Origin of the sequence: Exiguobacterium sp. SRB7LM, from assembly GCF_015712685.1 — a bacterium.
In the GTDB taxonomy this organism is placed as follows: domain Bacteria; phylum Bacillota; class Bacilli; order Exiguobacteriales; family Exiguobacteriaceae; genus Exiguobacterium; species Exiguobacterium profundum.
The window spans coordinates 582,443-608,623 of the sequence record NZ_VWVR01000006.1; the positions used below are offsets into that span (position 1 = coordinate 582,443).

General features: G+C 45.4%; 27 protein-coding genes and 1 pseudogene. 24 read left to right on the forward strand and 4 right to left on the reverse strand.

Going from position 1 to position 26,181, the window contains the following annotated elements; genetic code table 11:
• The first annotated feature begins 26 nt into the window (after positions 1 to 26).
• Positions 27 to 611, forward strand: coding sequence for a DnaD domain-containing protein (locus tag F3H97_RS03775; RefSeq protein ID WP_015881496.1), 585 nt, complete (start codon positions 27 to 29; stop codon positions 609 to 611).
• Entirely contained in the window at positions 611 to 1,270 is a 660-nt protein-coding gene (gene nth, locus F3H97_RS03780) for an endonuclease III (protein ID WP_074037165.1), read from the forward strand. The genes F3H97_RS03775 and nth overlap by 1 nt, the downstream gene beginning before the upstream one ends.
• Before the next feature lie 38 nt (positions 1,271 to 1,308).
• Here the strand turns inward: nth and F3H97_RS03785 are convergent, their stop codons facing one another.
• On the reverse strand, positions 1,309 to 2,160 hold the full coding sequence (locus F3H97_RS03785; protein ID WP_035387865.1) for a DUF3800 domain-containing protein: 852 nt from the start codon (positions 2,158 to 2,160) through the stop codon (positions 1,309 to 1,311).
• A gap of 357 nt (positions 2,161 to 2,517) precedes the next feature.
• Here F3H97_RS03785 and recU point away from each other — a divergent pair, with 357 nt between their 5' ends.
• The 8 genes from recU to F3H97_RS03825 all read left to right on the forward strand — a co-directional run bounded on the left by recU (position 2,518) and on the right by F3H97_RS03825 (position 11,283).
• Entirely contained in the window at positions 2,518 to 3,144 is a 627-nt protein-coding gene (recU, locus tag F3H97_RS03790; protein WP_015881499.1) for a Holliday junction resolvase RecU, read from the forward strand.
• 20 nt (positions 3,145 to 3,164) lie between these two features.
• Positions 3,165 to 5,777: a transglycosylase domain-containing protein gene (locus F3H97_RS03795; protein WP_196430584.1), complete on the forward strand. Its 2,613-nt coding sequence runs from the start codon at positions 3,165 to 3,167 to the stop codon at positions 5,775 to 5,777.
• 80 nt (positions 5,778 to 5,857) lie between these two features.
• A complete protein-coding gene (locus F3H97_RS03800; protein WP_159562151.1) occupies positions 5,858 to 6,418 on the forward strand; it encodes a hypothetical protein in 561 nt (186 codons plus the stop codon).
• Between the two features lie 17 nt (positions 6,419 to 6,435).
• The gene (locus F3H97_RS03805) at positions 6,436 to 8,685 is read left to right on the forward strand and encodes a DEAD/DEAH box helicase (protein ID WP_196430585.1); all 2,250 of its coding nucleotides are present in this window, start codon (positions 6,436 to 6,438) and stop codon (positions 8,683 to 8,685) included.
• Positions 8,682 to 9,845 (forward strand): ribonuclease H-like domain-containing protein, encoded by a 1,164-nt coding sequence (locus tag F3H97_RS03810; RefSeq protein ID WP_196430586.1) that lies wholly within the window; start codon positions 8,682 to 8,684, stop codon positions 9,843 to 9,845. The genes F3H97_RS03805 and F3H97_RS03810 overlap by 4 nt, the downstream gene beginning before the upstream one ends.
• On the forward strand, positions 9,842 to 10,387 hold the full coding sequence (locus F3H97_RS03815; RefSeq protein WP_047795387.1) for an SLOG family protein: 546 nt from the start codon (positions 9,842 to 9,844) through the stop codon (positions 10,385 to 10,387). The genes F3H97_RS03810 and F3H97_RS03815 overlap by 4 nt, the downstream gene beginning before the upstream one ends.
• 4 nt (positions 10,388 to 10,391) lie before the next feature.
• Entirely contained in the window at positions 10,392 to 10,688 is a 297-nt protein-coding gene (gpsB, locus tag F3H97_RS03820; RefSeq protein WP_196430587.1) for a cell division regulator GpsB, read from the forward strand.
• Positions 10,689 to 10,707: 19 nt separating this feature from the next.
• Complete coding sequence (locus tag F3H97_RS03825; protein WP_159562155.1) at positions 10,708 to 11,283, forward strand: NERD domain-containing protein; 576 nt, start codon at positions 10,708 to 10,710, stop codon at positions 11,281 to 11,283.
• A 35-nt stretch (positions 11,284 to 11,318) separates the two neighbouring features.
• Here F3H97_RS03825 and F3H97_RS03830 read toward each other — a convergent pair whose 3' ends face one another.
• Positions 11,319 to 11,606, reverse strand: a complete 288-nt coding sequence (locus F3H97_RS03830) for a hypothetical protein (RefSeq protein WP_196430588.1) — start codon at positions 11,604 to 11,606, stop codon at positions 11,319 to 11,321.
• A gap of 94 nt (positions 11,607 to 11,700) precedes the next feature.
• On the opposite strand from F3H97_RS03830, the gene F3H97_RS03835 reads away from it, so the two are divergent.
• Complete coding sequence (locus F3H97_RS03835; protein WP_074037156.1) at positions 11,701 to 11,952, forward strand: hypothetical protein; 252 nt, start codon at positions 11,701 to 11,703, stop codon at positions 11,950 to 11,952.
• Between the two features lie 49 nt (positions 11,953 to 12,001).
• Here F3H97_RS03835 and F3H97_RS03840 read toward each other — a convergent pair whose 3' ends face one another.
• On the reverse strand, positions 12,002 to 13,540 hold the full coding sequence (locus F3H97_RS03840) for an FAD-dependent monooxygenase (protein WP_196430589.1): 1,539 nt from the start codon (positions 13,538 to 13,540) through the stop codon (positions 12,002 to 12,004).
• Positions 13,541 to 13,643: 103 nt separating this feature from the next.
• Between F3H97_RS03840 and F3H97_RS03845 the strand changes: the two genes are divergently transcribed.
• From F3H97_RS03845 to F3H97_RS03905, 13 genes and pseudogenes are all read left to right on the forward strand, one after another.
• Positions 13,644 to 14,276: an NUDIX hydrolase gene (locus F3H97_RS03845; protein WP_196430590.1), complete on the forward strand. Its 633-nt coding sequence runs from the start codon at positions 13,644 to 13,646 to the stop codon at positions 14,274 to 14,276.
• 40 nt (positions 14,277 to 14,316) lie between these two features.
• On the forward strand, positions 14,317 to 14,517 hold the full coding sequence (locus F3H97_RS03850) for a DUF2187 family protein (protein ID WP_012726121.1): 201 nt from the start codon (positions 14,317 to 14,319) through the stop codon (positions 14,515 to 14,517).
• 16 nt (positions 14,518 to 14,533) lie between these two features.
• Positions 14,534 to 15,718, forward strand: coding sequence for a DUF2157 domain-containing protein (locus tag F3H97_RS03855; RefSeq protein ID WP_230872898.1), 1,185 nt, complete (start codon positions 14,534 to 14,536; stop codon positions 15,716 to 15,718).
• The gene (locus tag F3H97_RS03860; protein ID WP_196430592.1) at positions 15,715 to 16,167 is read left to right on the forward strand and encodes a hypothetical protein; all 453 of its coding nucleotides are present in this window, start codon (positions 15,715 to 15,717) and stop codon (positions 16,165 to 16,167) included. The genes F3H97_RS03855 and F3H97_RS03860 overlap by 4 nt, the downstream gene beginning before the upstream one ends.
• Positions 16,168 to 16,405: 238 nt before the next feature.
• A complete protein-coding gene (locus tag F3H97_RS03865) occupies positions 16,406 to 17,119 on the forward strand; it encodes a 3D domain-containing protein (protein ID WP_230872804.1) in 714 nt (237 codons plus the stop codon).
• Positions 17,120 to 17,226: 107 nt separating this feature from the next.
• Positions 17,227 to 17,943, forward strand: a pseudogene (locus F3H97_RS03870) (ABC transporter ATP-binding protein); the annotation flags it as partial.
• Between the two features lie 10 nt (positions 17,944 to 17,953).
• A complete protein-coding gene (locus F3H97_RS03875; protein WP_196430594.1) occupies positions 17,954 to 19,459 on the forward strand; it encodes an ABC transporter permease/substrate-binding protein in 1,506 nt (501 codons plus the stop codon).
• Entirely contained in the window at positions 19,456 to 20,328 is an 873-nt protein-coding gene (locus tag F3H97_RS03880; RefSeq protein ID WP_196430595.1) for a diacylglycerol/lipid kinase family protein, read from the forward strand. The genes F3H97_RS03875 and F3H97_RS03880 overlap by 4 nt, the downstream gene beginning before the upstream one ends.
• Positions 20,329 to 20,450: 122 nt before the next feature.
• Positions 20,451 to 21,803: a sodium-dependent transporter gene (locus tag F3H97_RS03885; protein ID WP_159562163.1), complete on the forward strand. Its 1,353-nt coding sequence runs from the start codon at positions 20,451 to 20,453 to the stop codon at positions 21,801 to 21,803.
• A gap of 198 nt (positions 21,804 to 22,001) precedes the next feature.
• Positions 22,002 to 22,724, forward strand: coding sequence for a 5-bromo-4-chloroindolyl phosphate hydrolysis family protein (locus tag F3H97_RS03890; RefSeq protein ID WP_012726129.1), 723 nt, complete (start codon positions 22,002 to 22,004; stop codon positions 22,722 to 22,724).
• Positions 22,708 to 23,937 (forward strand): toxic anion resistance protein, encoded by a 1,230-nt coding sequence (locus F3H97_RS03895; RefSeq protein ID WP_078146774.1) that lies wholly within the window; start codon positions 22,708 to 22,710, stop codon positions 23,935 to 23,937. Before F3H97_RS03890 ends, F3H97_RS03895 begins: the two co-directional genes overlap by 17 nt.
• Positions 23,938 to 23,987: 50 nt before the next feature.
• Positions 23,988 to 24,563: a deoxycytidylate deaminase gene (locus F3H97_RS03900; RefSeq protein WP_196430596.1), complete on the forward strand. Its 576-nt coding sequence runs from the start codon at positions 23,988 to 23,990 to the stop codon at positions 24,561 to 24,563.
• Between the two features lie 199 nt (positions 24,564 to 24,762).
• Positions 24,763 to 25,113: a hypothetical protein gene (locus F3H97_RS03905; RefSeq protein ID WP_196430597.1), complete on the forward strand. Its 351-nt coding sequence runs from the start codon at positions 24,763 to 24,765 to the stop codon at positions 25,111 to 25,113.
• 151 nt (positions 25,114 to 25,264) lie between these two features.
• Here F3H97_RS03905 and hisJ read toward each other — a convergent pair whose 3' ends face one another.
• Positions 25,265 to 26,083, reverse strand: a complete 819-nt coding sequence (gene hisJ / locus F3H97_RS03910; protein ID WP_196430598.1) for a histidinol-phosphatase HisJ — start codon at positions 26,081 to 26,083, stop codon at positions 25,265 to 25,267.
• Positions 26,084 to 26,181 lie beyond the last annotated feature (98 nt).

Here is a 26,181-nt window from a genome sequence, read left to right on the forward strand (position 1 = left end):
AATGTGTCTTAGAAAGGAAGTGCGACATGGATGCACATCAATTGATTCAATTATTCGAGCAAAGTCCGGTCGTCATTCCACGAAAGCTGTTCACCGATGCGAGACGCCTCGATTTGTCACCCGTCGAGTTCAGTCTGATCGTCCATCTTCTAGAAATGACTGGAGAAGGCATCGTCATGCCGCTCCCGAGTGAGCTAGGGAAACGATTGAATGTTTCAGAGAATGAGGCGCGCTCAGTGTTACTCGGTCTGTTGCAAAAAGAGTTGATTGCGATTGACGCTTCAAGTGATGGCGAGCGATATAGCCTATTGCCACTTTTCGAAGCGTTACAAGGGGAAGAAAAAGTTGCACCACAGCAGACACTGAATGAGAATATCATTCATACGTTTGAGCGGGAATTCGGAACGATCACCCCGTTCGAGATTGAACAAATTGTCGGCTGGATGACGGAAGATGGCTTCAGCGAAGAACTCATCATGGCCGCACTTCGTGAAGCGAAACTTCGAAACGTGCGAAACTTCAAATACATGGACAAAATCCTGCGCGTTTGGCAAGACCATCATGTCGAATCGCTCGAGGATGTCGTGGAATATCAACGGAGGAATAAGTGATGTTGACGCGAGCACAATTACAGGAAGTGTCAGATACGATGAAGCAGATGTTCCCAGACGCTCATTGCGAGTTGACGCATCAAAATCCCTTTGAATTGGTCGTCGCGGTCGCGCTCTCCGCACAAGCGACGGATGCGCTCGTCAACAAGGTGACACCAGGATTGTTTGAAGCGTTTCCGACTGTCGAGGCGATGGCTGCGGCTGACGTGTCTGAGATTGAGGCATTGATTAAACGGATTGGTCTGTACCGTAACAAAGCGAAGAATGTAAAAGCACTCTCAGAAAAAATTGTGAACGAGCATGGGGGGATTGTCCCTTCTGACCGAGCATCGTTAGAGGCGCTCCCCGGAGTCGGTCGTAAAACAGCAAACGTCGTCCTTTCTGTTGCATTCCATGAACCGGCGTTTGCGGTTGACACACATGTGGAACGAGTATCCAAGCGTCTCGGTATTTGTCGCTGGAAAGACAATGTTCGACAAGTCGAGGATACATTAATGAAAAAGTTTCCACGCGAGGAATGGTCACAACTTCATCATCAATTCATCTTCTTCGGACGATATCATTGCAAGGCACAACGCCCAGGCTGTGAGGCATGCCCACTTTTGCATATGTGCCGTGAAGGAAAGAAACGAATGAAGTCACAGAAAGTCACCACATAAAAAACGCATCGACACGCAATGTGTCGATGCGTTTTTGATTAATGATTCCAAGGGTGGTCGCTCCATTCGCGACGTTTTTTCGTGATTGGCACTTTTTTGAAGCCCCAGTTTCGGAAATCTTGGTCCGGACTTTCTTTACGGATGTAAATTTTGTCCTTAATGGCTTTAAAGATTCGGTTCTCGTCCCCATAATGGACGAACCGTGGTTTCACTTCAATCACGCCTCGACGAACGCGAGAAAGTGGCAGACAGACGAGGTCAGCGATTTCTAAGCCAGATTGATACATCGTGTTCTGCTTCTCAGAGAAGATGAAGCCTTTAATTTTTTGACGGCTCTTTTCGACGTCTAAATGAACGGTACCTGAGTTGAAAATATCAAAGAATGCTTTTTGAATCAGTAAGTTCTGATAATCGTCTCGGGATTCCAGGACGACACGGGCACTTACTGCCTCTGTTTCTTCTAAAAACGCATAGAATGACTTCATCAGGTGAGCGAATGCGACGACATACGGATCTTTTGGCGTCGAATAAAAGTCATGAAGCTTTTGTTTATCGACCTCGACACTGACGATTGTACAGTCGATTCCTCGCAAAAATTCAGGGAGTTTATCCCAAAAGTCGCGCAACATATCAATCGTGATCCCATCTTCTTTTCCGTAAGGATGTTCCGCTTTTAAAATTTCTTTCAAATGAAGTGGGATATGCTCCGTTTTGAACACATCTCGTTTGAACGCCTGAAGACGTCGTTTCAATTCACACGGTAATCCAGTCTCGTCTGCATCGATTGAATACTTATATTCCATCAGCACGCCAGTCAAGTTAAATTGCGTATTTCCCTTCGGTGTGCCTGTTTCGTCGACGAACATGACATACTTCTTTCCACTTTCCATCCAATCCCTCCAAAACGGCTTAACAGTAACGTCTTTAAGCACCCTATTTTATTTCCAAATGATAATTTGGTCAATCTATTGCACAGATATTGCACATTTTTTTTTAGAATGACATCAATGAGGTTTATCGGTGTGTCATCTTGGATAAACAGTAGAAGTGCTATTATCATAGAAAAGCAATCGAATCATACATAACGAGAGCTTTTCAATTTGGATACACAATCGCTTACATACTAGTTTAACATACGGGAGTTTGGTACGATATGTGTTGCGGTAATTCCACACAAGTGTCGACCGACAGAAGTCGACAATCAGACCTGAGACGGAAGGAACGAGTGGACCGACCTGTTAATATGTATGTATGGGGTGACGACATTGTTCCATTATCCAAACGGTAAAAAGGCAAACGTGACAAAGACAACAAAGGGGGAAGGAATTTCGAAGCAATCATCGAATTCTCAAACCTATGCGAATCGCGGAATGAACTTGGAGACGCTGTTAAATGAAACGAATGAGTTTTATCGGATTCATCAACGAGCCGTCATCCACAAAAAACCAACCCCTCTCCAAATCGTCAAAGTCGACTATCCGAAGCGAAGTGCCGCCAAAGTAACGGAAGCCTATTTCAAACAGGCATCTACGACCGATTACAACGGTGTTTATCGTGGTAGGTACATTGACTTTGAAGCGAAAGAAACGAATAATAAGACATCGTTTCCGCTCGGCAATTTTCATGACCACCAAATCGCCCACATGCGTGAGTGTGAACGTCATGGAGGGATTTGTTTTGTCATCATCCGCTTTAGTCGCTATAATACGCAATATGTATTGACCACCGAGCAACTTGTTCAGTGGTGGGAACAACGGTTAACGGGGCGCAAATCGATTCCGCTCAGCTTTATCGAAAAGGAAGCGATTGAAGTTCCGACGAGAGCCTTGCCGTCGATTGATTATTTGACGGTGCTCGATCAATGGCTCGATTGAATAGAAGGAGTGAACCATGAATGGAGCGAAGTAGGGTCGCACGTCGACAAGATTCGACGACGAATAAACGCAAAAAAACTGGGAAACAACCAAAGACGAAAAGTAAGAAACCGATGTGGAAACGCATCTTTTTATTAGGTTTCATGTTATTTATTGCTGCGGTAATCGCATTCGGCGCATATACGGTATATGCCATTGCGACGGCACCAGAACTAGATGAAGACAAACTTGTCGATACGTATCCGATTCAGTTGCTTTCGGCTGAAGGAGAACCGCTCGAAGGGGCGGGGCAGATTCGAGAGTATGTCTCCATCGACGACATCTCTGAAGTGATGCAACAAGCGGTCGTGTCCATTGAAGACCGTCGTTTCTATGAGCATAACGGGATTGACTTACGTCGAATCGGCGGAGCCGTCGTTGCCAACTTGACAGACGGTTTCGGTGCAGAAGGTGGATCGACCATCACACAACAATTGGTCAAGCAGTCATTCCTTTCGACAGATAAGAAGTTGAAACGTAAGCTTCAAGAACAATGGCTCGCACTCAAACTCGAGCGTGAGTATACGAAAGAACAGATTTTAGAGATGTACTTGAACAAAAACTATTACGGTAGTGGCGGATACGGTGTGCAAACCGCATCGAAACGTTACTTCAATAAGCCGGTCTCTGAGGTCAATTATCAAGAGGCCGCGATTCTCGCAGGTCTCCCGCAACGTCCAAGTGCCTATGATCCAATCAATGGTGATCAGGAGTTGACTCGCTACCGTCAAGAGCAAGTCTTGTCTGCAATGAAACGTGACGGACATATTTCTGAGGAACAGTACAATGAGGCACTCGATGTTGCCATTGCTGACGTCATCTCACCAGGTGAAGAGACGGAAGAAGAGGCGTTCACACGTGCGATTTACTCTCGTGTATTGAATGAGTTAGAAGAGGACTATGGTCTTGAACAGTCAGATATTTACGGGACTGGTTTGAAAGTTTATACGTCAATCAACAAAGAGTTACACACAAAAATCAACAGTGATATTAAATCGAATAATGTTAATTTACAAACAAGTAGTTTCCCTGAAGATTTACGAATGGGTGCAACCGTCTTGAATACAAAGACCGGTGAAATTGTCGCTATCGTAGACAGCCAACAGGCGAAGCAAGGTGATACCACATATCGTGACTACTCAAATGAGAAGTATCAAATCGGATCGACAGCTAAACCATTTTTCGATTATGGTCCTGGAATTGAAAATGGACAGTGGTCGACAGGTAAAGTGTTGCTTGACGCTAAATTAGATGGCACATATAGTCCGAATAACTATTATTCAGGTTTCCGTGGACCAAATACGATGCGCCAATACTTGAAAATTTCAGCGAACACGCCAGCAGTTCGTGCTTTCCAAGAAGTGCGGGATGAGTATGGACAAGAAGCAATCGAATCGTTCGTTAAAAATGTAGGAATCGAACCTTCATATTCTGGCGATGAACTCAACGAATCTAATGCTTTAGGTACGGCAGAAGCGAGCACGACACAGATGGCTGCAGCTTATGCAACACTTGGTGCGAATGGGATGTATACTAAACCGCACTTGATTCAAAAAATTGAATTCAATGATGGTTCAAGTATTAATTCACCGATTAAAGCCAAGCAAGCGATGGAAGATTATACAGCGTATATGTTGACAGACATGCTTCGTGATGTTGTGAGTGCTGAAGGTGGAACTTATGTACCTGGCGCATTCCCATGGGACGTAGCAGGTAAAACGGGTACGACGAACGAGCCTAACTCTACAAATCCGAAAGATAAATGGTTTACTGGTTATTCTACGGATTACTCGATCTCAGTATGGACAGGAAAAACGAAAGATTCGACAGTCGCTTCGTTCGATCCAGACTATGCCCAATACTATTTCGAATATATGATGCAACAAGTGACGAATGCGACGGGACAACCGGATCGATTCCAACGTCCAGACTCAGTCTTGTCACTGGGCAATGAGCTTTATGTAAAAGGAACAAAACCAAAAGATCTTCAACCTGAGAAGTTGGTTGCTCCGACTGGGGCAAGTGTTAACTACGATGAAGAAGGTCAAACCGGTTCTGTCTCATGGTCATACGATTTCGATGGTGCACAAGCCGATGGTTATACGGATATCACGTTCACGGTGACACAAAAGTCAGCCGATGGAAGTGAGCAAGTCGTCGGAACGACCGGGGAGACGAGTGTGAATATTGCAAACTTGGCCGAAGGAGACACAACGTTTACCATTGTCGCAAATGCGACGAACCCGTTGACGGGAGAACAGCAATCGGCACCGGCACAAGCGAGCTACTCGATTGAACCGAAAGAGGAACCGACGGAAGAAGAGGAAAACCCTACTGATGAGGGGAATTCCGAAGATGAACCATCAGACGAAAATAACGGGAACGGGAATGATAACGGAAACGGGAATGGTAACGGCGAAGATACCACCGACGAACAAACTCCTGATGAACCGGCTACGGATGAAGGTTCTGGCGAAGGTACAGACGAACCAACTGACGGAGATGATTCAGGAACTCCGTTAGAGGGACAATCCAATGGTGAATCGTCAGACACGAATCGTGGAAACAGCAATTCAAACAATGAGAATAACTAAGGAAAGCAGGGCGACATTGTGCGCCCTGTTTTTCGTTTGACTTTGCTATAATGAAAAGAAAGGGAACAGGATGGTGACACATGGTTCAACTCTCTTTAAAACGCAAGATGAAAGTATTACTTGTCATGGATCGACTGCAAGACGATGATTTCGGCGTGCCTCTCGGTGGACATCTCGGGTTAAAGCTTTCACATGTGCTCTTAAAAGAGTCCATACCGTTTGGGCGTCTCATCCAGGACCAAACCGTCGCCGAAGCAATCGGACATGCTTACTTGAAACGAATCGGGGTCGAGACCATGTTCACGGGCGAAGAATCCTATTATCCAGAACTTCTTCGTGGCAACCGTCAACTCATCTCAACAAACGAAGATTATTATAAAACGGTGCAACGCTACGTCAAACATCTTTTAGCGGTTCATTCGAAATGTACGAAACTACATACCATCGTCTTGTTCGGACGGTCGACGCAACGTCTGTTTTCAGATGCGCTCTTCCGTCTCGAAGAAGAAAATGAGCATGTCGCTGCTACATTTAAAGACATGGCCATCTTTCAGATGCCCGCTGTATCGAGAGTGGTACGAGATGAACGGATTCATCAAATCCGACAAGTCGTAGCGGACCTTGCACCTTCGAATGCGTAATGAAAGAAGGTGACTAGATGCGAAAATCTCGCTCTGTCGAAGAAATCATAAAAGAATTAAGAGATGATCCTGGTTTTTCAAACCACGTACGTCATTGGCACACGGTCGATGCACGTCCAGCCCAATATGCCCCAATTCCAGAGCAGGTGCCTGAACAATTGGTGAATGTACTTAAGAATCGTGGAATTGAACAGCTGTATACGCATCAAGCCGAGGCTGTGAAACAAACGGCGGCTGGCCATTCGACGGTCATCGTAACACCTACGGCATCAGGAAAAACACTGTGTTATAACTTACCCGTTCTATCCAAGATGATTGAAAAACCTACAGCACGTGCGCTTTATCTTTACCCGACAAAAGCACTCGCGCAAGATCAAAACAGTGACTTGATGGAGATGGTCGAAGCCCTTGAAGGGAATTTGCGGTGCTTCACCTATGATGGCGACACATCACCTGCGGCACGAACGAAAGTTCGCGATGCGGGCAATATCGTTATCACGAATCCGGATATGTTACATTCCGGCATTTTACCCCATCATACGAAATGGATTCGTCTATTTGAGAACTTAGAATATATCGTCGTCGACGAACTCCATACGTATCGCGGCGTGTTTGGCAGTCACGTGGCGAACGTGTTTCGACGTTTAAAACGAATCTGCGCCTACTATGGTAGTCACCCGAAATGGATCATGACATCGGCGACCATCGCGAATCCGCTTGAACTTGCCGAGCTATTGACGGAAGAAGAAGTCGTTTTAATCGATCGAAACGGGGCACCTCAAGGCAAGAAACATCTTGTCTTCTATAATCCGCCTGTTGTCAATGAAGCACTCGGAATTCGTCGTAGCGCAACGCTCGAGACGAAACGAATTGCCTCGAGGCTCGTGGAAGCGAACATACAAACGATTGTATTTGCGCGGTCGCGCGTACGTGTCGAGGTGCTGTTGACCTATTTGCAGGAACTAACACGGCGGGAGCTCGGACCAAAGTCTATTGTCGGTTACCGTGGCGGCTATCTTCCATCTGAACGTCGAGAAATCGAACGACGGTTACGGAACGGGGAAATCAAAGCGGTCGTTTCGACAAACGCGTTAGAGCTCGGTGTCGATATCGGTCAACTTCAAGCATGCGTCTTAAATGGATATCCAGGCACAGTCGCTTCGTTATGGCAACAGGCTGGGCGCGCCGGTCGTCGGCATTCAGAGTCACTCGTTGTATTTGTCGCATCCTCGTCATCACTCGACCAACTCGTCGTCGAACAGCCGGACATGATTTTAGATCGCTCACCGGAAGCGGCACGTCTTGACCCGAATAACTTGATTATTCTAGTAGACCACATCAAATGTGCCGCTTTTGAGTTGCCGTTTCAAAAGGGAGAGCGGTTCGGAACAGTCGACACGGAAGATATATTAGAGTTTTTGACGGATGCTCACGTCTTACACGAACGGGCCGATAGGTACTATTGGATGACGGATTCGTTCCCGGCCCATGACATCTCGCTTCGGACGAGTGATCAAGAGAATGTCGTCATCGTCGATCAGACGGCGAAGCATCAAGTTATCGGTGAGATGGATACGTTCAGTGCCATGACGTTGTTACATGATGAAGCGATTTATTTGCATGGAGCCGAACAGTACCAAGTCGAAAAACTCGATTTTGAGGAGAAGAAAGCATATGTCCGCCGGGTTGACGTTGACTACTATACGGATGCGAATTTAGCAGTTGAACTGAAAGTACTCGAAGAGAACAAGTCAGACGAAGCGAAGACGTTTGGTGAGGTATCGGTCATCGCGATGGCCACCTTGTTCAAGAAAATAAAATTCGGGACGCATGAGAACATAGGGTCGGGTCCGATTCATCTACCGGAGCGAGAGTTGCATACGACAGCGACATGGTTCACGTTGGATGAGCGATTCGCCTATTCGGAGGCGGACCTCGAAGATCAACTTGAAGCGGTCAGCGATTTGATGAGGCGACTTGCGCCACTTTATCTCATGTGTGACACGCTCGATTTATTCACTACGATTCAGATGAAGTCGACGCATACGAGTAAGCCGACCGTTTATTTGTACGACCGGTATCCAGGAGGCATCGGTCTCAGTGAGGCACTCTATAAAGATGCAGACATGGTGCTTGAAGCGGCAGAACGGACGGTATCCGACTGTCCATGTGAGAGCGGATGCCCCCGTTGTGTCGGCATGATTGGATACGGTGATTTCAAACAGCAAGTCATCCGTCAGTTGCAAGCATTGAAAGGAACGATATGAAAGCTAAACTATCTAGATTAATCAAAACGAACGAACCTGCCCCAAAAGCTAGGGTCACGAGCCCTGACGAAGTGGAGCAACAAAAGTGGAAGGATCATGGGGGCGAGATTTTAACGTTTGAGGGGGAATGGTGTGTCCGGATTCGAAAGACATATCCGCTCGACGAGGTGTATCACGACTTCAAGTTTGGAGAAGCAAGAAAGATGATGCGTCAAACCGAGCACCCGTTTTTCGTCGTCGACTTAGAACCCGACCAAGTCCTGTTCATGGATACGGAAACGACCGGGTTACGCGGTTCAGGAACATCAATCTTTTTGATTGGATTTGCTAGGATTCAAGAAGGACACCTTGAAATGATTCAATACGTGTTACCTCATCCGGCGTTTGAAACCGCCTTGTACTATCATTTCTTGCAGGATATCGGAGATGAGGTTCGTTTCGTTACCTATAACGGGAAATCATTTGATTGGCCCCAAATCAAGACGAGACATACATTCGTCAAATCCAGGGTGAAACAATTACCTTCAGTGGGTCATGTCGATTTACTTCACGCTGCAAGACGATTGTTAAAACCGAGGCTTGAATCGGTATCATTAAAAGCAGTCGAAGCATACTTCGGTCATGAACGAACGGACGACCTTCCTGGATTCTTGGCGCCGATGCACTATTTTCAATATGTCAAAGAGCGGAATCCTGAAATATTGCTCCCGGTCCTCGAACACCATCATGCGGACTGTTTAAGCCTTGTCTCTTTGTATACACGTCTCAGTCAACTCGTTACGACCCCGGTAACTGATTTTGGAGAGGAACGTGCTCACTGGTTACATGACCTTGGCGAACAAGATCAAGCGCTGAGGGAGTTTGAGCAACTCTCGAGTCCATCGAAGCGTTCCATCATGCGGCAAGCGATGATATTAAAACGAGCTGGACGATTCGAGGAGGCCATTCCGCTATTTGAGTCGCTTCATACGATTGAAGGGTATGTCGAACTCGCCAAGTATGCAGAGCATAAACAAAAAGACATCGCTTTGGCGATTGATTACACGGAGCGAGCGTTAGAGATTCTTGATCAAAAGCGGACGGTGTTACGTCAAACGATGCAACGCGAGAAAGATGCGTTAGAACATCGCCGTGCTCGCCTAGAAAGGAAGCGAACATGAAAGTAGTAGCCGTCACAGGATATCGTCCTCATGAACTCGGTATCTTCAAAGCGGATCATCCGGGTATTGAAATCATTCAAGAAGCTTACCGGAAAAAGATACTTGAAGTCATCGAATTAGGTGCTGAATGGTTCATATTTAGTGGAACGAATGGTTGTGAATTGTGGGCTGGACAAGTATTGTTAGAGTTAAGAGAAACCTATCCGATTAAAATTGCCGTGTTTCCTCCGTTCTTAAATATGGACGAGCGCTATAAACCATTCGAACAAGAACTATTTGTGCAACTGCAACTCGAGGCAGACTTTTTTGAACCGCTGACACAGCGTCCATACGAAGACCCGAGTCAACTACGCGCAAAAACGGCATTCTTTTTAGATAAAGCAGAAGGATTGATCACCTTGTATGACGAAGAAACGGAAGGAAGTCCCCGCTTTTTAGTCGATGGGGCTCGGCGGAAGCCGAACATGGAAGTTTTCCTAATCACACAAGAAGACTTACGAGTCATTGAAGAAGAAAAACAATGGGAACAACAATGGGAGTGATATGATGCAAACGGAATTAACAGCAGAAGCGATTTATAAACAAGAATTCAAGACGGCGTTACGTGGTTATTCACAAGAAGAAGTCGATCAATTTTTAGATGTCGTCATTCGCGATTATGAAAAAATGGCGAAAGAAATCGAGCGTCTTCAAAAAGAAAACGACTCGTTGCGACGGGAACCTGCGCCTGTGTCGGAACCAGTTAAACCAGCACAGCCGGTTGCGTCAAATTATGACATGTTACGCCGTATCTCAAATCTCGAAAAAGCGGTCTTTGGAAAGCAAGTCGGTCCAAGCGAATAATGAATAGGGGGTGGAGTCTATGTTACAAGTGTTAACGGCCACGGAGAAACAACCAGTCAAACAACAGACAAAAAAGCTGTTTCGTGTGAAAGAAGAAGTGATGAAAGCACCAACCTGCTATACAGATCGTCTCGTCGAAAACATCAGACAAACATGCCGATTTGATTGGATGATGATTGAACAAGTCAAATTAGGGGATGATCTCGTTCATTACGTGCTCGTCGGACCTAAAGGCGTATTCTTGATTCAATTAAATCGAACTCCAGCCCCCGTCCATATGACGAACCGGGAATGTCGAACCGAGACCTCGATGGGGTGGAAACAGGTTTATCCTCATCCTGTCACGGAATTAGAACGGATGACCAAACAAGTGCGGTCACGATTAAAAAAAGAATGTAATCAAGCAATTCCCGTCTATTCGTTTTTAATCTTCCCGGAAACGGAACGATTGAAGTTAGAACGAATTAAGGCGAATTGTGGAGATTCATTCGCTCTGGTGGATCAGGTGATCAGTAAAACGAACCTTGAGACGTTGACAGAGCCGCTCGTCAAACAAATCGCCTATTATTGTTCTGAGCGACAAGTACATAAATAAGAAGAAGGCCGAATACCAATCATTCGGCCTTCTTCTTATTTTAAAAGTTCTCTTGCTTTTGCTGCATCATCTCGGTGTACGAACAGTGCAACGCGATCGTCCAAGTTTTTTGCGAGCGGTTTTAGTAACTTGCCGGTCGGAAGTCCTTGTTCCACACGACAGGTGATGCCCTGCTCGGTCAAGTAATGATAATCACCTAAGAGTTCTTCACCTTGTTTCCCGAATGCTTCACCGAAACGAACCCACTTCAAGTTGCGAATTGTTCGAATCGTGACCAAGATGACAAACAAAATGGCGAGTGCGATGATCAATAATTTTTCCAATGCCTTCAACCCCTTCTTTACACAAGTTTAATGGTGTGGCGAGTTGAAAGCAATATGGAGCGAACGGTATACTGAAATGGAAAAGAGGGATGAAATGAAAAAACCGATTCAATCGAGACGAGAGGCAATCTCACTACTAGAAAATCAGCAAGTACTCTATATTCGAATTCATAACGGACAAACGGGCATGATCAAATCGACAGAGGAAGGTATCATCGTGGCCATTCCGAATGAAGAGACAGATCAAATCGATTTTCGAAAACTAGAGGACATCGAGGCGTTTGAAGCGTTTTATGATTTGACGCTCTCGAAACCAGGGATTTTGTATGTAAACGTTGAAGAGTAATGACATGGAGAGCTTCACCATTTCGGTGGGGCTCTCCATTTATACACGTTTAAGAGGAAGGCAGCCAGACAGCTAACTTGTCCTGTAACGGCTTTAGGCGAACGTGATGTTGCTTATGCAACAAATAACCGTCTGGGCGAATGACTAGTATGCCACGTTTCATAAAGAGGGATTTGGCAAGTTCGTTCCCTTGATCAAAGAATGGGCGACTCGTCTTAGATAAGGTGATGGTTTGAATGAACGGTTGGTTCTCGTTCAAATAGTCATAGATGGATGACAAATCACGTTTCCCATCGTCAAATACAAGCACTTGAAACCGTCCGTCCGCGATTTCCGATATTTTAGTCCGAAATCCGTCATCCGTTCGTAAAATCTCTGTCTCCGGAAAAATCTTTCCTTCCGCGACGCGACGAAACGGTAATCGTAGCGCATTCGGATACGACAAATGAAGTTGAGAGATCCGTTCGGTGATTTTTTGGTTGATGAGATTGACACGTGTGAAGACATCGGCACCGATTGCTTGGAACGGTAAGAGCATCGGAAGTGTCGTCTGTAACATCTCCGTAGCGATATTCGTCGTCTGTAGCACGTTACGGGCTACGTGCTCCCGCTCGTCCCGATAAGTGGACACGACGTGATGGGGAGCGCCAGTTTTGAGATGCAACCATAGTTTCCAACCTAAGTTGAAGGCATCTGCAATCCCAGTGTTCATCCCTTGTCCACCGACCGGGGAGTTAATATGTGCCGCATCCCCCATGAGAATGATGCGATTGTGAATGAACGTATCGACCATGCGATTATGCACGCGGAATAAGGAGAACCATTCAACGTCGCGAATATGGACCGGCATATGACTGCGTTGTTCCACCAATTCTTGAAGGTCCGATTCTTGGAATGATTCATCCGTTCTCAAGTTTCCTGTGATGCGAATCGTTTCATCCGTGAGCGGGAAGACTTCGAGCACTCCACGATCCGAGAAAAAGATATGAACCTCTTCACGGGATATCGGCCAATCAGCCTTCAAATCGGCTAGCACCCAAGCCTCTTTGAACGATTTACCACTAAACGGAAGGGCGAGCATCCGACGAACCGAACTGTTGGCTCCATCGGCGGCGACAACGTATTTCGCTTCAACAGCACGAGTTCGCCCGTCTGTAGCGGTCAAATGTGCGATGGTACGGGATGGGTACTGGGTGATGGATGACAACGTTTCACCGCGCTTCACAACATGACCATGTTTTTGTAGAGCACGTTCTAATATGTCTTCGGTTTCATTTTGACGTAATAACGTCACGAACGGATATGGGGTCACGAGTTTGGAGAATTCAAGTTTTGCTGTCCACTGTCCCGAAAAATATAGATTCCCCCGTTCAATTGTTCGGGCACGTTCTAGCACTTCTTGAGCAACATCCAAACGAGAAAACACTTCGATGGTCCGCGGCTGGATCCCGATGGCTCGTGAATTATCCGACGGGGTCGTCTTACGATCAATGATTTGAAAAGATACGCCATATCTAGCTAAAGTGAGTCCGAGCGTCAGGCCGGTTGGCCCGGCGCCGACAATCAATACATCTACTTGTTCGTCCACGCTGATCAACTCCTATCATTAATAATGATATTTCCGACATTGGCAGCGACTAAACGAAAAGTAGGGTATAGAACGGTATACGATATTCGATGATGGAAGGTGAGTGAACATTGTGCAGCCATGGATCACAGAAGAACAGATTCGAGATAGTTTTACAATGGATGAAGATTATGAACAAACAGCTGCAGTGTTGATCCCACTCGTTCAGATTGATCAGGATTGGCACGTCGTGTTTGAAGTACGAGCTCACACGATGCGACAGCAGCCTGGGGAGATATCATTTCCAGGTGGACGCCTCGAAAAAGGAGAGACGCCCGTTGAAGCAGCAATACGAGAATCATGTGAAGAGTTAGAGGTTTCTGCAGATAAAGTAGAGGTCGTAGGCAAATTGCGACCGCTTGCTACGCCGCATCGCCAATTGATTTATCCGTTTGTCGGAATCCTATCGGAAGTACCAAGTGTGGAAGGGACGGATGAGGTCGATCATTTGTTTACCGTACCGATTTCCACATTACTCATGATTGATCCCTTCCACGGAGAAATGGAATGGACGATGAGTCCGGATCAAAATATTCCACTTGATCGATTGGCGAATGCTAAAGCGTACGAAAAACGGGTAATTAAAATGAGAGAACCTTTTTATGAGCATGAAGACTACATCATTTGGGGACTTACTGGAAAATTCTTGACACAATTTATTAAACGGATAAAAGAAAACGTATTCAAACGGTTATAATTTCGTTATAATGATAGAAACAAATTTAGATTGGAAGTGAATGGGTGTGTCTGAAGAATTCCTCGTAGGTGATATCGTGAAGTCGACTCGTGAAGGATGGGTCGCTGAAGTGACCGCCGTACTGACCAATACTGTGATCGGTGACGTCTCGATTATGGAAGAGTTTCAACAGCTCGGACTCGAGTTCGAGAAACAAGTTTTACTAAAATCAGAATTGGAATTGATTGAACGCGCCAGCTGACCTTTTTCTGAAAGGGATGATTCAGGTGTCCATTGACAAAAAAGTACGTGAATGGCAAGAGGCGGGTTTATTGGATGAAGCGACGGGGTTAAGACTAGTCGACTATGAACATAAACGACGGGCGGCTAGTGAGCAACATGACCACAAGCCGCCCGTTTTGGTTATTGTCGGATCCATCTTGTTGGCTCTTAGCCTATTCAGTTTCGTCGCAGCCAACTGGCAAGCGATTCCCGACCTTTTGAAAATCGGTTTGTTTCTTCTTTTTATGGTTGGATTCTATGTCTTTGCCGAGCGGGTTCGCTTGAAAACACCAAGATATGTCACGCTGTTACGTGTACTGGGTTTCGTTTTCTTTATCGCGACCATGGCGGTCATCTTCACGACGTATAATCTGTCTGGCCAATTGACTCTATTGTTCTGGATTATCTTTGCGATGGCCGTACTTCATCGCGTCTTGTATGAGCATGTTTTCTTCTCCATCCTCGCTGCGATTACGGCATTTATGGCCGTCACTAACAGTTTCGAAGGGATCGGTCTGACGTTAATCGCTTTTGGACTGATAGTCACATGGGCGTGGTTCCATTTCGTTGATGAATCGTTGGATCGCACATTCGCATGGCTGACCTTTTATGGTCTTCTCAATATTTTCGGCCAGTATATCGATTATGAGGGAAGACTGTGGCCGCTTTGGTCACTCGTCATCTTGCATGCATTGCTCTTGTTCTATCGAAAACAAGCAGCTTGGCAAGCAACGTATCTCTTCATTGCGGCCGTTCTATCAATTGGTTATTTAATTAATGTGATAGAGAGTTGGCTCTCTCAAAGACCGCCTTCCGTCATTGAAGCGACACTCTTGTCGGTTGCACTCGTTGCCGTCTATTTGATTCATAGACGGAATGATCTTCTGTGGGTAAGTCTGCTGGCAGTTATCCCATTTGCACTCTTTGAAGATTCAGGAGTTTTACTGGCAATCATCATCGAAGTGATTGCACTTGCTTACTTGATTCGCCAAGACGTGACACGACGACCGACAATTTTCGCCTTCATCTATTTCTTAATCGTTCAAATGACAATTTACTTCATCTACGTGTGGGATCGGCTCGACATCTCGCTCTTCTTCTTGATTGGTGCGTTAATCGTCTTTGCGTTGTCACTCGCACTATGGTGGCGTAATCGAACGAGAGGGGATGTGACAACATGAAACGATTTTCTGTTTGGATTGTCCCGGTTGCTCAAGTCTTGATTGCCATCGTCTTTGTGATTCTTGTCTATGCCATATCGTGGGTCGGGGAGACGTACACGTTTAAAGGGTCTTCGTTCGAGCCGTATGACCCTTATTTTGGAGATTCCATCTATCTCGAATATGATGCCTTCAAAGGACGACAAGATGTCGAAACCGGAACGGTATATGTTTCTTTTAAAGAAGGGGAAGATGGATTTGCTGTCCTCGATCGGATTGAGTCAAAACCGTTTTTTGGTGGCATTCGAGCAAACTATTATGATCGTCTTCTTTATATAGAAGAAATGGGTTCGTATCGTGTGTCGGAAGATGAGATGGATGCGATAAAAGGTAAGCAATCGTTCACGGTTCAAGTTGATGTCGCACCGTGGGGTATGCTCAGAACGTATGAAATTGAGCCAAATGAATAGGTGTTAATCATGACAGGGAGATTACAGGTTTGTTACACGATTGATTGTAACGAATCTGTAATTTTTTTGTGAAGCCGTGGAATATCAACGTTTATTTCAATTGTTACAATCTGTAACCGATTTTTTTGTCATATGTCAGGAATATTTCACTTCGATAAAATCACTACTTTGACGGGACTTGTCGTGGTAAATTAACATCTGTTCGTTACATAACGAGAAAGGTGATGACCTTACTACGATGAAATTATTAAAATATATGATCGTCATTGGAGCTACGATGATGGGGTTGTTCACATTTATCGATCAGGCAGATGCTGCTCAGATTGGAATCGGGACAGAACAAAAAATCGTACAAAACCCGCTTGAACTAGAACGCCAAGCAATTGAAGAAAAACGACAAAAAGAAATCGCTCGCCAAAAGAAACTTGCTGAAGAAAAACGCATCGCAGAAGAGAAACGGATCGAAGCAGAACGTCTTGCGGAAGAGAAAGCAAAAGAAGAAGCAGAGAAAGCAAGGCTTGCGAAACTTGAAGCAGAACGAAAAGCGGAGGAAGAGCGGAAAGCAGCGGAACAGGCAACAGCTGCAAAAACGTCGGCTTCTGCCACTCAATCAGTCAGTGCAACACCAGTATCTACATCTAAAAAAGTCATTACAGTCGAATCGACAGCTTATTCAAATGATGTTGCGGATAACAAGGCGTACGGCGGTCGTGTATTAACGGCCACGGGTCATGATGTGACTGATTCGATTTATTATAACGGAATGCGAATTATCGCCGTCGACCCAGCCATCATTCCTTTAGGGTCAAAAGTCCACATCCAAGGTGTCGGTGATGCGATTGCCCTTGATACAGGTGGTAGAATAAAAGGACATATCGTCGATTTACTCGTCGATTCAAAACAGGACGCGATTCAATGGGGGCGTCGACATATTGAAGTAACGCTATACTAAAAATCAGGTTCTCCAATTAGGAGAGCCTTTTTTTGTTTAAGAAAGTAGAGAAACGGGCAAATTACTATTTGAATTTCCATTTTGGAAATAGTTGAGGAGGGATCAGGTTGATTGAGTTTCGTGATGTATCAAAACGTTATGAAGACGGGACGTTAGCCGTCAAAGAATTAAGCTTAACAGTAAATAGAGGAGAAATCTTCGTATTAATCGGACCTTCAGGTTGTGGCAAGACAACGACGATGAAAATGGTCAATCGATTAATCGATCATACGGACGGAAAAATTTTAATTGATGGAAAAGAAATCTATCAATTCGATATTTTTGAGTTACGTCGAAACATCGGTTATGTACTCCAACAGATTGCATTATTCCCTCACTTAACAGTGGAAGAAAATATCTCTGTCGTACCTGAGCTTTTGAAATGGAAAAAAGACCGAACGAAAGACCGTGTGACCGAATTGATGAAGATTGCCGGTCTCGATCCGAAACTTCGCTCGAAAAAGCCAGCAGAATTATCAGGAGGTCAACAGCAGCGCGTAGGCGTGTTGCGTGCTTTAGCTGCAGACCCGGACGTCATCCTCATGGACGAACCCTTTTCTGCGCTTGATCCGATCAGCCGTGGTCAATTGCAAGATGATATTAAGCGCTTGAATGACGAACTTGGCAAAACGATCTTGTTTGTCACACACGACATGCAAGAAGCGATGAAGCTTGGTGATCGCATCGCGTTAATGCGTGATGGGGAACTCATTCTAGTCGGTACACCAGAAGAAATTTTGGCGAGTGAAGATCCGTTCGTCTTAGAATTTACACAACGTGGAAGAGGTGAGCTAGATGCTTGAGACGTTCCAAAATAGACAAGGACAGCTTGTCGAGGCACTGATTGAGCACTTGCAGCTCTCTGTCGTATCGCTTCTGATTGCCGTATTGATTGCCGTACCATTGGGAATCTGGCTGACGCGCCGTAAGAAAATCGCCGAATCCGCCATTGGTGTCACTGCGATTATTCAAACGATTCCGTCGCTTGCATTACTTGGTTTGATGATTCCGCTCGTTGGAATCGGGGCATTACCTGCTATTATTGCGCTTGTCTTATATGCGCTCCTACCTATTTTACGAAACACGTTCACCGGTTTAAACGAAGTGGATAAATCGTTGCTTGAAGCCGCTCGAGCTTGTGGGATGAAGCCGAATCAAAGTTTGATGAAAGTTGAACTCCCGCTTGCTTTACCGGTCATCATGGCTGGTATCCGGACCGCGATGGTTCTGATTGTCGGTACGGCGACGCTCGCTGCTTTAGTCGGAGCAGGTGGACTCGGTACGCTGATCTTGCTCGGGATAAACCGGAATGACAATTACTTAATTTTACTAGGTGCCATCCCGGCCGCGATTTTGGCACTCTTATTTGACTTCTTGTTGCGTCAGATGGAAGGTGCGACAGCGACTCGAAACAAGGCGAAATTAATTGCTGTTTCTACTGTCCTCGCCTTGGTCATCGTCACACCGCTCGCGTTCGGTCGTTCGCAAGAAACAGACCTTGTCGTTGCCGGTAAACTTGGTCCAGAGCCGGAAATCCTAATGAATATGTATAAGTTGTTGATTGAAGAAGAAACAGATTTGACTGTATCTGTGAAACCGAACTTCGGGGAGACGACATTCGTATGGGGCGCACTCCAATCTGGAGACGTTGATATTTATCCGGAGTTTACAGGTACGGCACTGGCGAGTCTCGTCAAAGAGACACCTGAATCAAACGATGCCGGTGAAGTTTACGAACAAGCGAGAGAGGCACTGGCAGAAGACGGATACGTGATGCTCGAACCGATGCAGTTTAACAATACGTATGCGCTCGCGATTCCACGTGACTATGCCGAGGCGGAAGACATTACGGCTATTTCAGATTTACGAAACGTACAGTCTGATATTCAAGCCGGGTTTACACTTGAATTCACCGACCGTGAAGACGGTTATCCAGGACTTCAAAACGAGTATGGGCTTGATTTCCCGTCTGTCGTCTCAATGGAGCAAAAATTGCGCTATCGCGCCATCGCACGAGGTGATGTCAATCTAGTCGACGCTTATGCGACGGACCCTGATATCGCCGAGAACGACCTCGTCGTTTTAGAAGACGACCGACAATTCTTCCCGCCTTATCAAGGAGCACCGCTTATGAAAGAGGAGACACTTGAAGAGTATCCAGAAATCGAGGATGCGCTCAATCAGCTCGCAGGTAAAATCACAGACGAACAGATGTCTGAATTGAATCGACGTGTCGCGTACGGAAATGAACGCGCGTACGATGTAGCGAAGGACTTCTTAGAACAGGAAGGATTACTATGAGAGCTTTGATTATTTCGAATCCGAAGTCCGGCACGAGCGAAACGATGCTCGGCGAGGTTGTCGGAACGATTGAGTCGCTCTATGAAGAAATCATCATCAAGAAAACATCAGAAATCGGGGATGCGCTCCGATTCGCGAAAGAAAGTAAACCGTTCGACCATCTGATTGTCATTGGCGGCGACGGTACGCTAAACGAAGTAGTGAATGGGTTGATGACCTTAGAGAGCGACGAGCGTCCGACAGTCGGCATCATTCCTGCCGGAACGTGCAATGATTTCGCTCGGGCACTTGAACTTCCGATTCAACCAACACAAGCGGCAAGTGTCATCAAGTCACATCATGAACAGCATGTAGACGTCATTCAAGTTGATGAGATGTACGCCCTAAATTTCGTCGGGGTCGGATTGATTGCAGACACATCGCGTCAAATCGATCCGAATGAGAAAGAATCGTTAGGTTCGATTGGCTACTTTTTAGCGACCATCCGCCAATTTCGTGAAGCCGACCCGTTTGAAATTCGATTGCGACGTGGGGATGAGATGCTCTATGAAGGGGATGTCAGTTTTCTATATATAGGAAACGGGAGCTATCTTGGGACCGTACCGACGAAACTGGAGACGCAATCGTTTTCGGACGGGCTGTTAGAAGTGGTACACAGCTCGGCAATCGGATTTCCGATGATTCGTCAATTGTTAGCCCAGCAACTCGGTCTTGATCAAAAATCGGCGGAGTGGAATCACTTTCAGGCTTCACATGTTGAAGTCGAGTTAAACGAACCTCAAATCATTGATATCGATGGTGAACATTTCGAAACCGATCACTTGACGATACGGATTCGAGAGCGAGCCATCACGTTTTTAACACCATAAAGCATCAACAGAGAAAAGTATTCAGACTTTTCTCTGTTTTTTTGTTGTCCTCATCTTGGAACCGTGTTAGTATTTCACTATTATTATGAAAATGAAATGAAAAAGAGGAAGTAGGGGTAAACATGGCGCAAAATTCATTCGCCTCAAAAATTGGATTCATACTAGCTGCCGCAGGGTCAGCAATCGGTTTAGGTGCAATCTGGAAATTTCCATATGTCACTGGAACGAGCGGGGGCGGTGCCTTTTTACTCATGTTTTTGGCATTCACATTATTACTTGGTCTGCCATTATTGATTGGAGAATTCATTGTCGGACGTTCGACTCAAAAGACTGCGCTTCTCGCTTTCAAACAGTTAGGGCATGGGCGTTGGACCATTATCGGTTACTTAGGTGTCCTTGCTTGTTTCTTGTTACTTTCCTTCTATAGTGTCATTGGAGGATGGGTCCTCATCTATATTGGACTCGGTTTAAGTGGGACGCTCAGTGGACGTTCGGCTGACGAATTTGGTGAGGTGTTCGGGAACGTCGTATCGACGCCTGAAATTGCCGTACTCGGACAATTCTTGTTCCTCTTAATCACACTCTTAATTGTCTTGCGTGGCGTTGAAGCAGGAATTGAACGAATGAGTAAAATTTTGATGCCACTCTTGTTCATCAGCTTCTTAGTTCTCGTGGTCCGCTCGTTGACGCTTGACGGAGCGATGGAAGGCGTTCGTTTCTTCTTACAGCCTGACTTCTCTGCATTGACTGGCGAATCGGTATTGTTTGCCCTCGGACAGGCGTTCTTCTCCTTATCGTTAGGGGTGGCAGCGATGCTGACATATGCGTCTTATATAAAGACGAAAGGAACATTGAACCGGTCGGCTAACATGATTGTCTTGTTGAACATAGCGGTTTCACTTTTAGCAGGTCTAGCCATCTTCCCGGCAGTCTTTGCATCAGGTCTTGATCCGGCTGAAGGTCCGGCGTTACTCTTCGTCGTTCTACCGGCAGTCTTCAATCAAGTACCGCTCGGTGGATTCTTCATGGTCTTGTTCTTCCTATTGTTCGCTTTTGCATCGATTACATCATCGATTGCCATGTTAGAAGTCGTCGTCGCAGGTGTGACCGATCGTCTGAATGAAAAGAAATCATCATGGACGAAAAAGAAAGTGACGGTGACAGCCGCTCTTCTCGTCTTCATCGTGGGAGTACCATCCGCGCTGTCATTCGGACTCTTAAGTGATGTACAGATTTGGAACGGTCGGACGTTCTTTGATACGATGGACTATCTCGTCAGCTATATATTAATGCCGACGGGTGCACTCTTGACTTCCATCTTTGTCGGTTACGTCGTTGACCAACGCGTCTTAAAGGATGAAATCGAAACATCAAAACCTGGTGTGAAGTTGTACCCAATCTGGCATGCACTCATTCGCTATGTCATTCCTGTAACTGTCGCGATTGTCATGGTTTCAACATGGATGACCACGTAATAAACGAACTGTAGGCTCTATGAGTCTACGGTTTTTTTCGTCTCGCAACGGGAAAGTAGTCGATATAGGTAGTTGATTCTACACCTGTGGACGGAGGTATCGACGAATTTTATTATGCTAAAATGATAGGGATGACGAAACTTTTGTTGAATGGTTTCGTAATGTACAATAGAAGTAACATGAGATGAGGTGAAAAGAATGAAAACATGGATGAAATGGGCCCTGACAGGGGCAGTCATATACTTTGCCATTAACGTATTCGATTTCTCCTGGTTATTCATTATTGTAGGGGCGCTCGTCTTGAATGAAGTATGGTCGACGAACAAGCGCAAACATCGTCAACGTACACCGACAACGGTGGCAAAACGTGCCAAGAAGAAACTGTTACTCGATGAGGAAGAATCGTTTTCTGGATCGAGGATTTTAAAACCGATCGAAGAGCCGATGCCTACGCGACAGTTCGAGGCGACAGACGATTTAGAGCTTCAATTTTTGCAACGGACGATTGAGCAAGGATATGAGAAGTTACAACAGATCGACCGTGTTCTTCCAGATATTAAAGATGTAGAAGTGAGGCGTGAAATGAAGGCCGTCTCGAAAGAAGCGCACGAATTGTTCGAAGAATTATTCGAAAATCCACAAGACGCTAAGCATGTTCGAGACCTGTTCACATTCTATTTAGATTCCCTCGTCTCGGTCGTCTTGAAATTTAAAGAGCTTGAAGGAAAACGAGTCGTCATTCAAGAAGAGACTCGGGAACAATTAATCACAAATATGCGACTAATTGTCGATAAATTTAAAGAACAACGCGGACGTCTCCTTGAAGATGACGCCGTAGACTTTGAACGTGAACTGATCATGATGGAGCGCGTCTTGTCTGATCAGCCGGAAGGGAGAAAGAAACATGACTTCATCGAATGAAACGAACTGGCAGTCATGGCCGGAAGAAGAACTGACTTCTGATACGAAAACAAAAACGGAGACGGAGGGGTTCAGTGACCCATCTGTCGAATGGTCATCCGTTACACAGTCACATGAAGTGCCAGCCATTCAAGCGAAACCAGACGTGCCTCAAGAGCATCGCGAGCGCATCACACGATTGGCTGAATCCATTGATATTAAGAAGACAGACTCTGTTATGTTGTTCGGGTCGAATGTCCAGCGCGAACTTTCCCAATTCTCTGATCAAATTTTGACGGAAGTGCGGATGAAAGATGGCGGCGATGCCGGTAAACTGTTGTCTGACTTGATGCAAAACGTCCGAAAGATGGACCCAGATATGCTTCAACCAGAGAAAAAGAGTTTCATGGATAACATTCCGCTCATCGGTCGTGCGAAGAAGAAGGCTGAAAACTATAAGCTTCAGTTTGAAAAAATGAACGTCTATTTGGAAGAGGTCATCCATAACCTCGATCGTGCAAAGTTCGGTCTCATGAAAGACATCACGATGCTCGATCAAATGTATGATAAGAACAAGCGGTATTTCGAAGAGTTGAACGTCTATATCGCCGCGGGTGAGACAAAACTTGACCATGTACGGGAACACGAGATTGCCCCGTTACGTCAAGAAGTAGAAATTTCTAAAGATCAATCAAAGCTTCAACAATTGAACGATATGATTCAATTAGCGGACCGTTTTGAGAAAAAGTTGCACGATTTAAAATTGAGTCGTACCATCAGCCTTCAAATGGCACCTCAAATTCGAGTCATTCAGCAGAATAACCAAATCCTTGCTGAAAAGATCGAGTCAGCGGTCGTCAACACGATTCCGCTTTGGAAAAACCAAGTCGTTCTCGCGCTCAGCTTGACGCGCCAGAAAACGGCACTTCGTATGCAGCAGGACGTGACGAAGACGACAAATCAACTGCTTGAGCAGAACTCGAAGATGCTCAAAGATTCATCGATTGAAATCGCTCAAGAGAATGAAAAAGGGATTGTCTCTGTTGAATCACTGAAAGTCGCTCACGAGAACTTGCTCTCTACGTTGGATGAAACATTACGCATCCAGCAAGAAGGGAAGCAAAAACGTCGTGACGCCGAGCGCGAACTTGACCGCATGGAGCACGAATTGAAGGAGAAGGTCATCGAGATCGCTTCGAAAAATAAAGAACTACCAAAGGACACTGGATACTAAGGGGGAAGTCTGAGCAATCAGACTTTCCTTTTCTACGAGGAGGGACTTGAGTGGAGAAGCAACGATTGTGGGATGAGACGTGGTTATTATTCGCTGATATGATGGCCGAGCGGCACTCGAAGTGTGCATCGAAGAGTGTGGCCTGTGTCATTGTAAATGACGAAAAACCGATTTCAATTGGTCTGAATGGTACACCATCTGGTCATACGAACTGTAATGAAATCTATATCAAGCAAGAAGATGGGTTCTATAAGCATGCCGACTATGTTGCATCGACGGATTTCGATATGATCAACGAACCGGCACGACTCATCCGAGATGGCGTGACATATATCAAGTGTACAGACCCATATGATCACCATCACTGGTCGAAGCAACATGAAATCCATGCGGAAATCAACGCGATTGGAAAACTCGCTGCCGATTCAACGAATGCATTTGGTGCGACGGCGTATGTCACGCATTCACCATGTCATGCCTGTTCACTCGCTTTAATTGCGGCACGCGTCGCGCGAGTCGTTTATGCTGTCGGTTATGAGCATGGGGATGGGTTAGAATTGATGCGTGAAAGCGGGATTGAGGTGTTACATATGCCACTTGAAAAAATGTACAAAAATACATTGTAAACGTTTTCATTAGATGATATATTATTAATGTACTGCCAATGGTGTTTTACTCTTCCATTATTCGCCCCTCCTCGGAGGGGCCTTTTTTTTGTTCAAAATGTGGTGAGACAAACTTTACACATAATGTTCAATATTTCACAATATACACTTTAAAATCTCTTATATAATAAAAGTAGATTCAAGAGAGGGGAATTTACACATGGAAAAACTCGTTCGCTTTACAGATGGTGCATATGAAGTAGAGGCGTTGATCACACTCGAAGAAGTGTGGGAAGATAAATTTGCGATTGGCATGCACAAGGAGCTTGCCGTCAAAACATTAACCATTAACGGAAATGAAGTATCAGAGATTAAACATGTTCGTGCACTCCTTCGATACTATCCGACGCTCGGTGTATCAGGAATCCTATTGGCCTTAGATAAGGCGGCTGCTGAGATTGTCGCATTGTCGAAAGATCAAGATCCAGCGCTCCAATACGTTGAACTCGTGGCCATTCAAATGGACGAGGAAGCGACAAACGACTTGAAAACATTATATGCGGCAATGTGATCTCAATTGGGTGAACCATTTCACCCAATTTTTTATTGCATCTTTTATTCCTTATGGTATGATGTTTACAGATGAAGAAATGGAACGCCATATCGTTGTCAACCATAAGCATGGGGATCTAGATAGCTAGATCGCTGTCAAAAAGCCACGTTCATAGGAACGTGGCTTTTTTTTGTTCAATGAAGTCGAATCCAGCCGCCACATCTTGAGCGAGGTGCGCATCCGAACCCATCGTGAACGGGATGTGCAGGTCGTTCGCGGATTTTGCAAGTCCGGCGACGTAAGGTACCCCACAATCCGGTTTTCTGAGTCCGGCCGTGTTGAAGTCAAGTCCGAATCCCCGGTCGGCAATCATCTGTAACAGACGTACTTCTTCCTCTTTTACTTTTGAACGGTCCCATTCATAGTTTCTTTGATACTTTATCGGGAGATCGAGGTGTCCGATACGAGCGACACGGATGTCTTCCCACGAAAATGAGAGACCCTGTTCAATCGACTCATAATAAGCTCTCATGACGCTCTCGAATGAGCCAAACGCTTTGACGAGTTCATCAAACGTCTCGGCAGAATAATCAATCGGCATATAGGTGCTATCTCTATATAGGAAATGCTGCGATAAAATGACTTCATCAATCAATGGTGCGAAAGGCTTGAGTAAGGCAATGGTCTCTTTCTCTAAATGAGGCAATAAGTCGACTTCTAATCCAACTTTAATGTCGATAACCGCTTGATACTGCTGTTTCATCTGATGCAACGTATCGAGGTATTCTGGAAGTAGATCAATCGACATCGCCGAGTCTTGATTCGGGACCGGGTCGGTGAACGATGGGGGGAAAGGCGCATGTTCTGTGAACGTCATCGTTTGCAGGCCTTTTTCGATTCCGACTTGAATATAGTGTTCAATCGGGTCATTTGTACCGTGTGGACAAAAAGGGGTATGCACATGGCCATCGTGGGTAAAGTTAAACATCGATTACACGTCCTTTTCAGTTCATTTGGTTGACAGGTGTTTCTCTGTTTGATAAATTTAACACAATACTTTAGTTTGGTAAAGTGATAACAAGATAA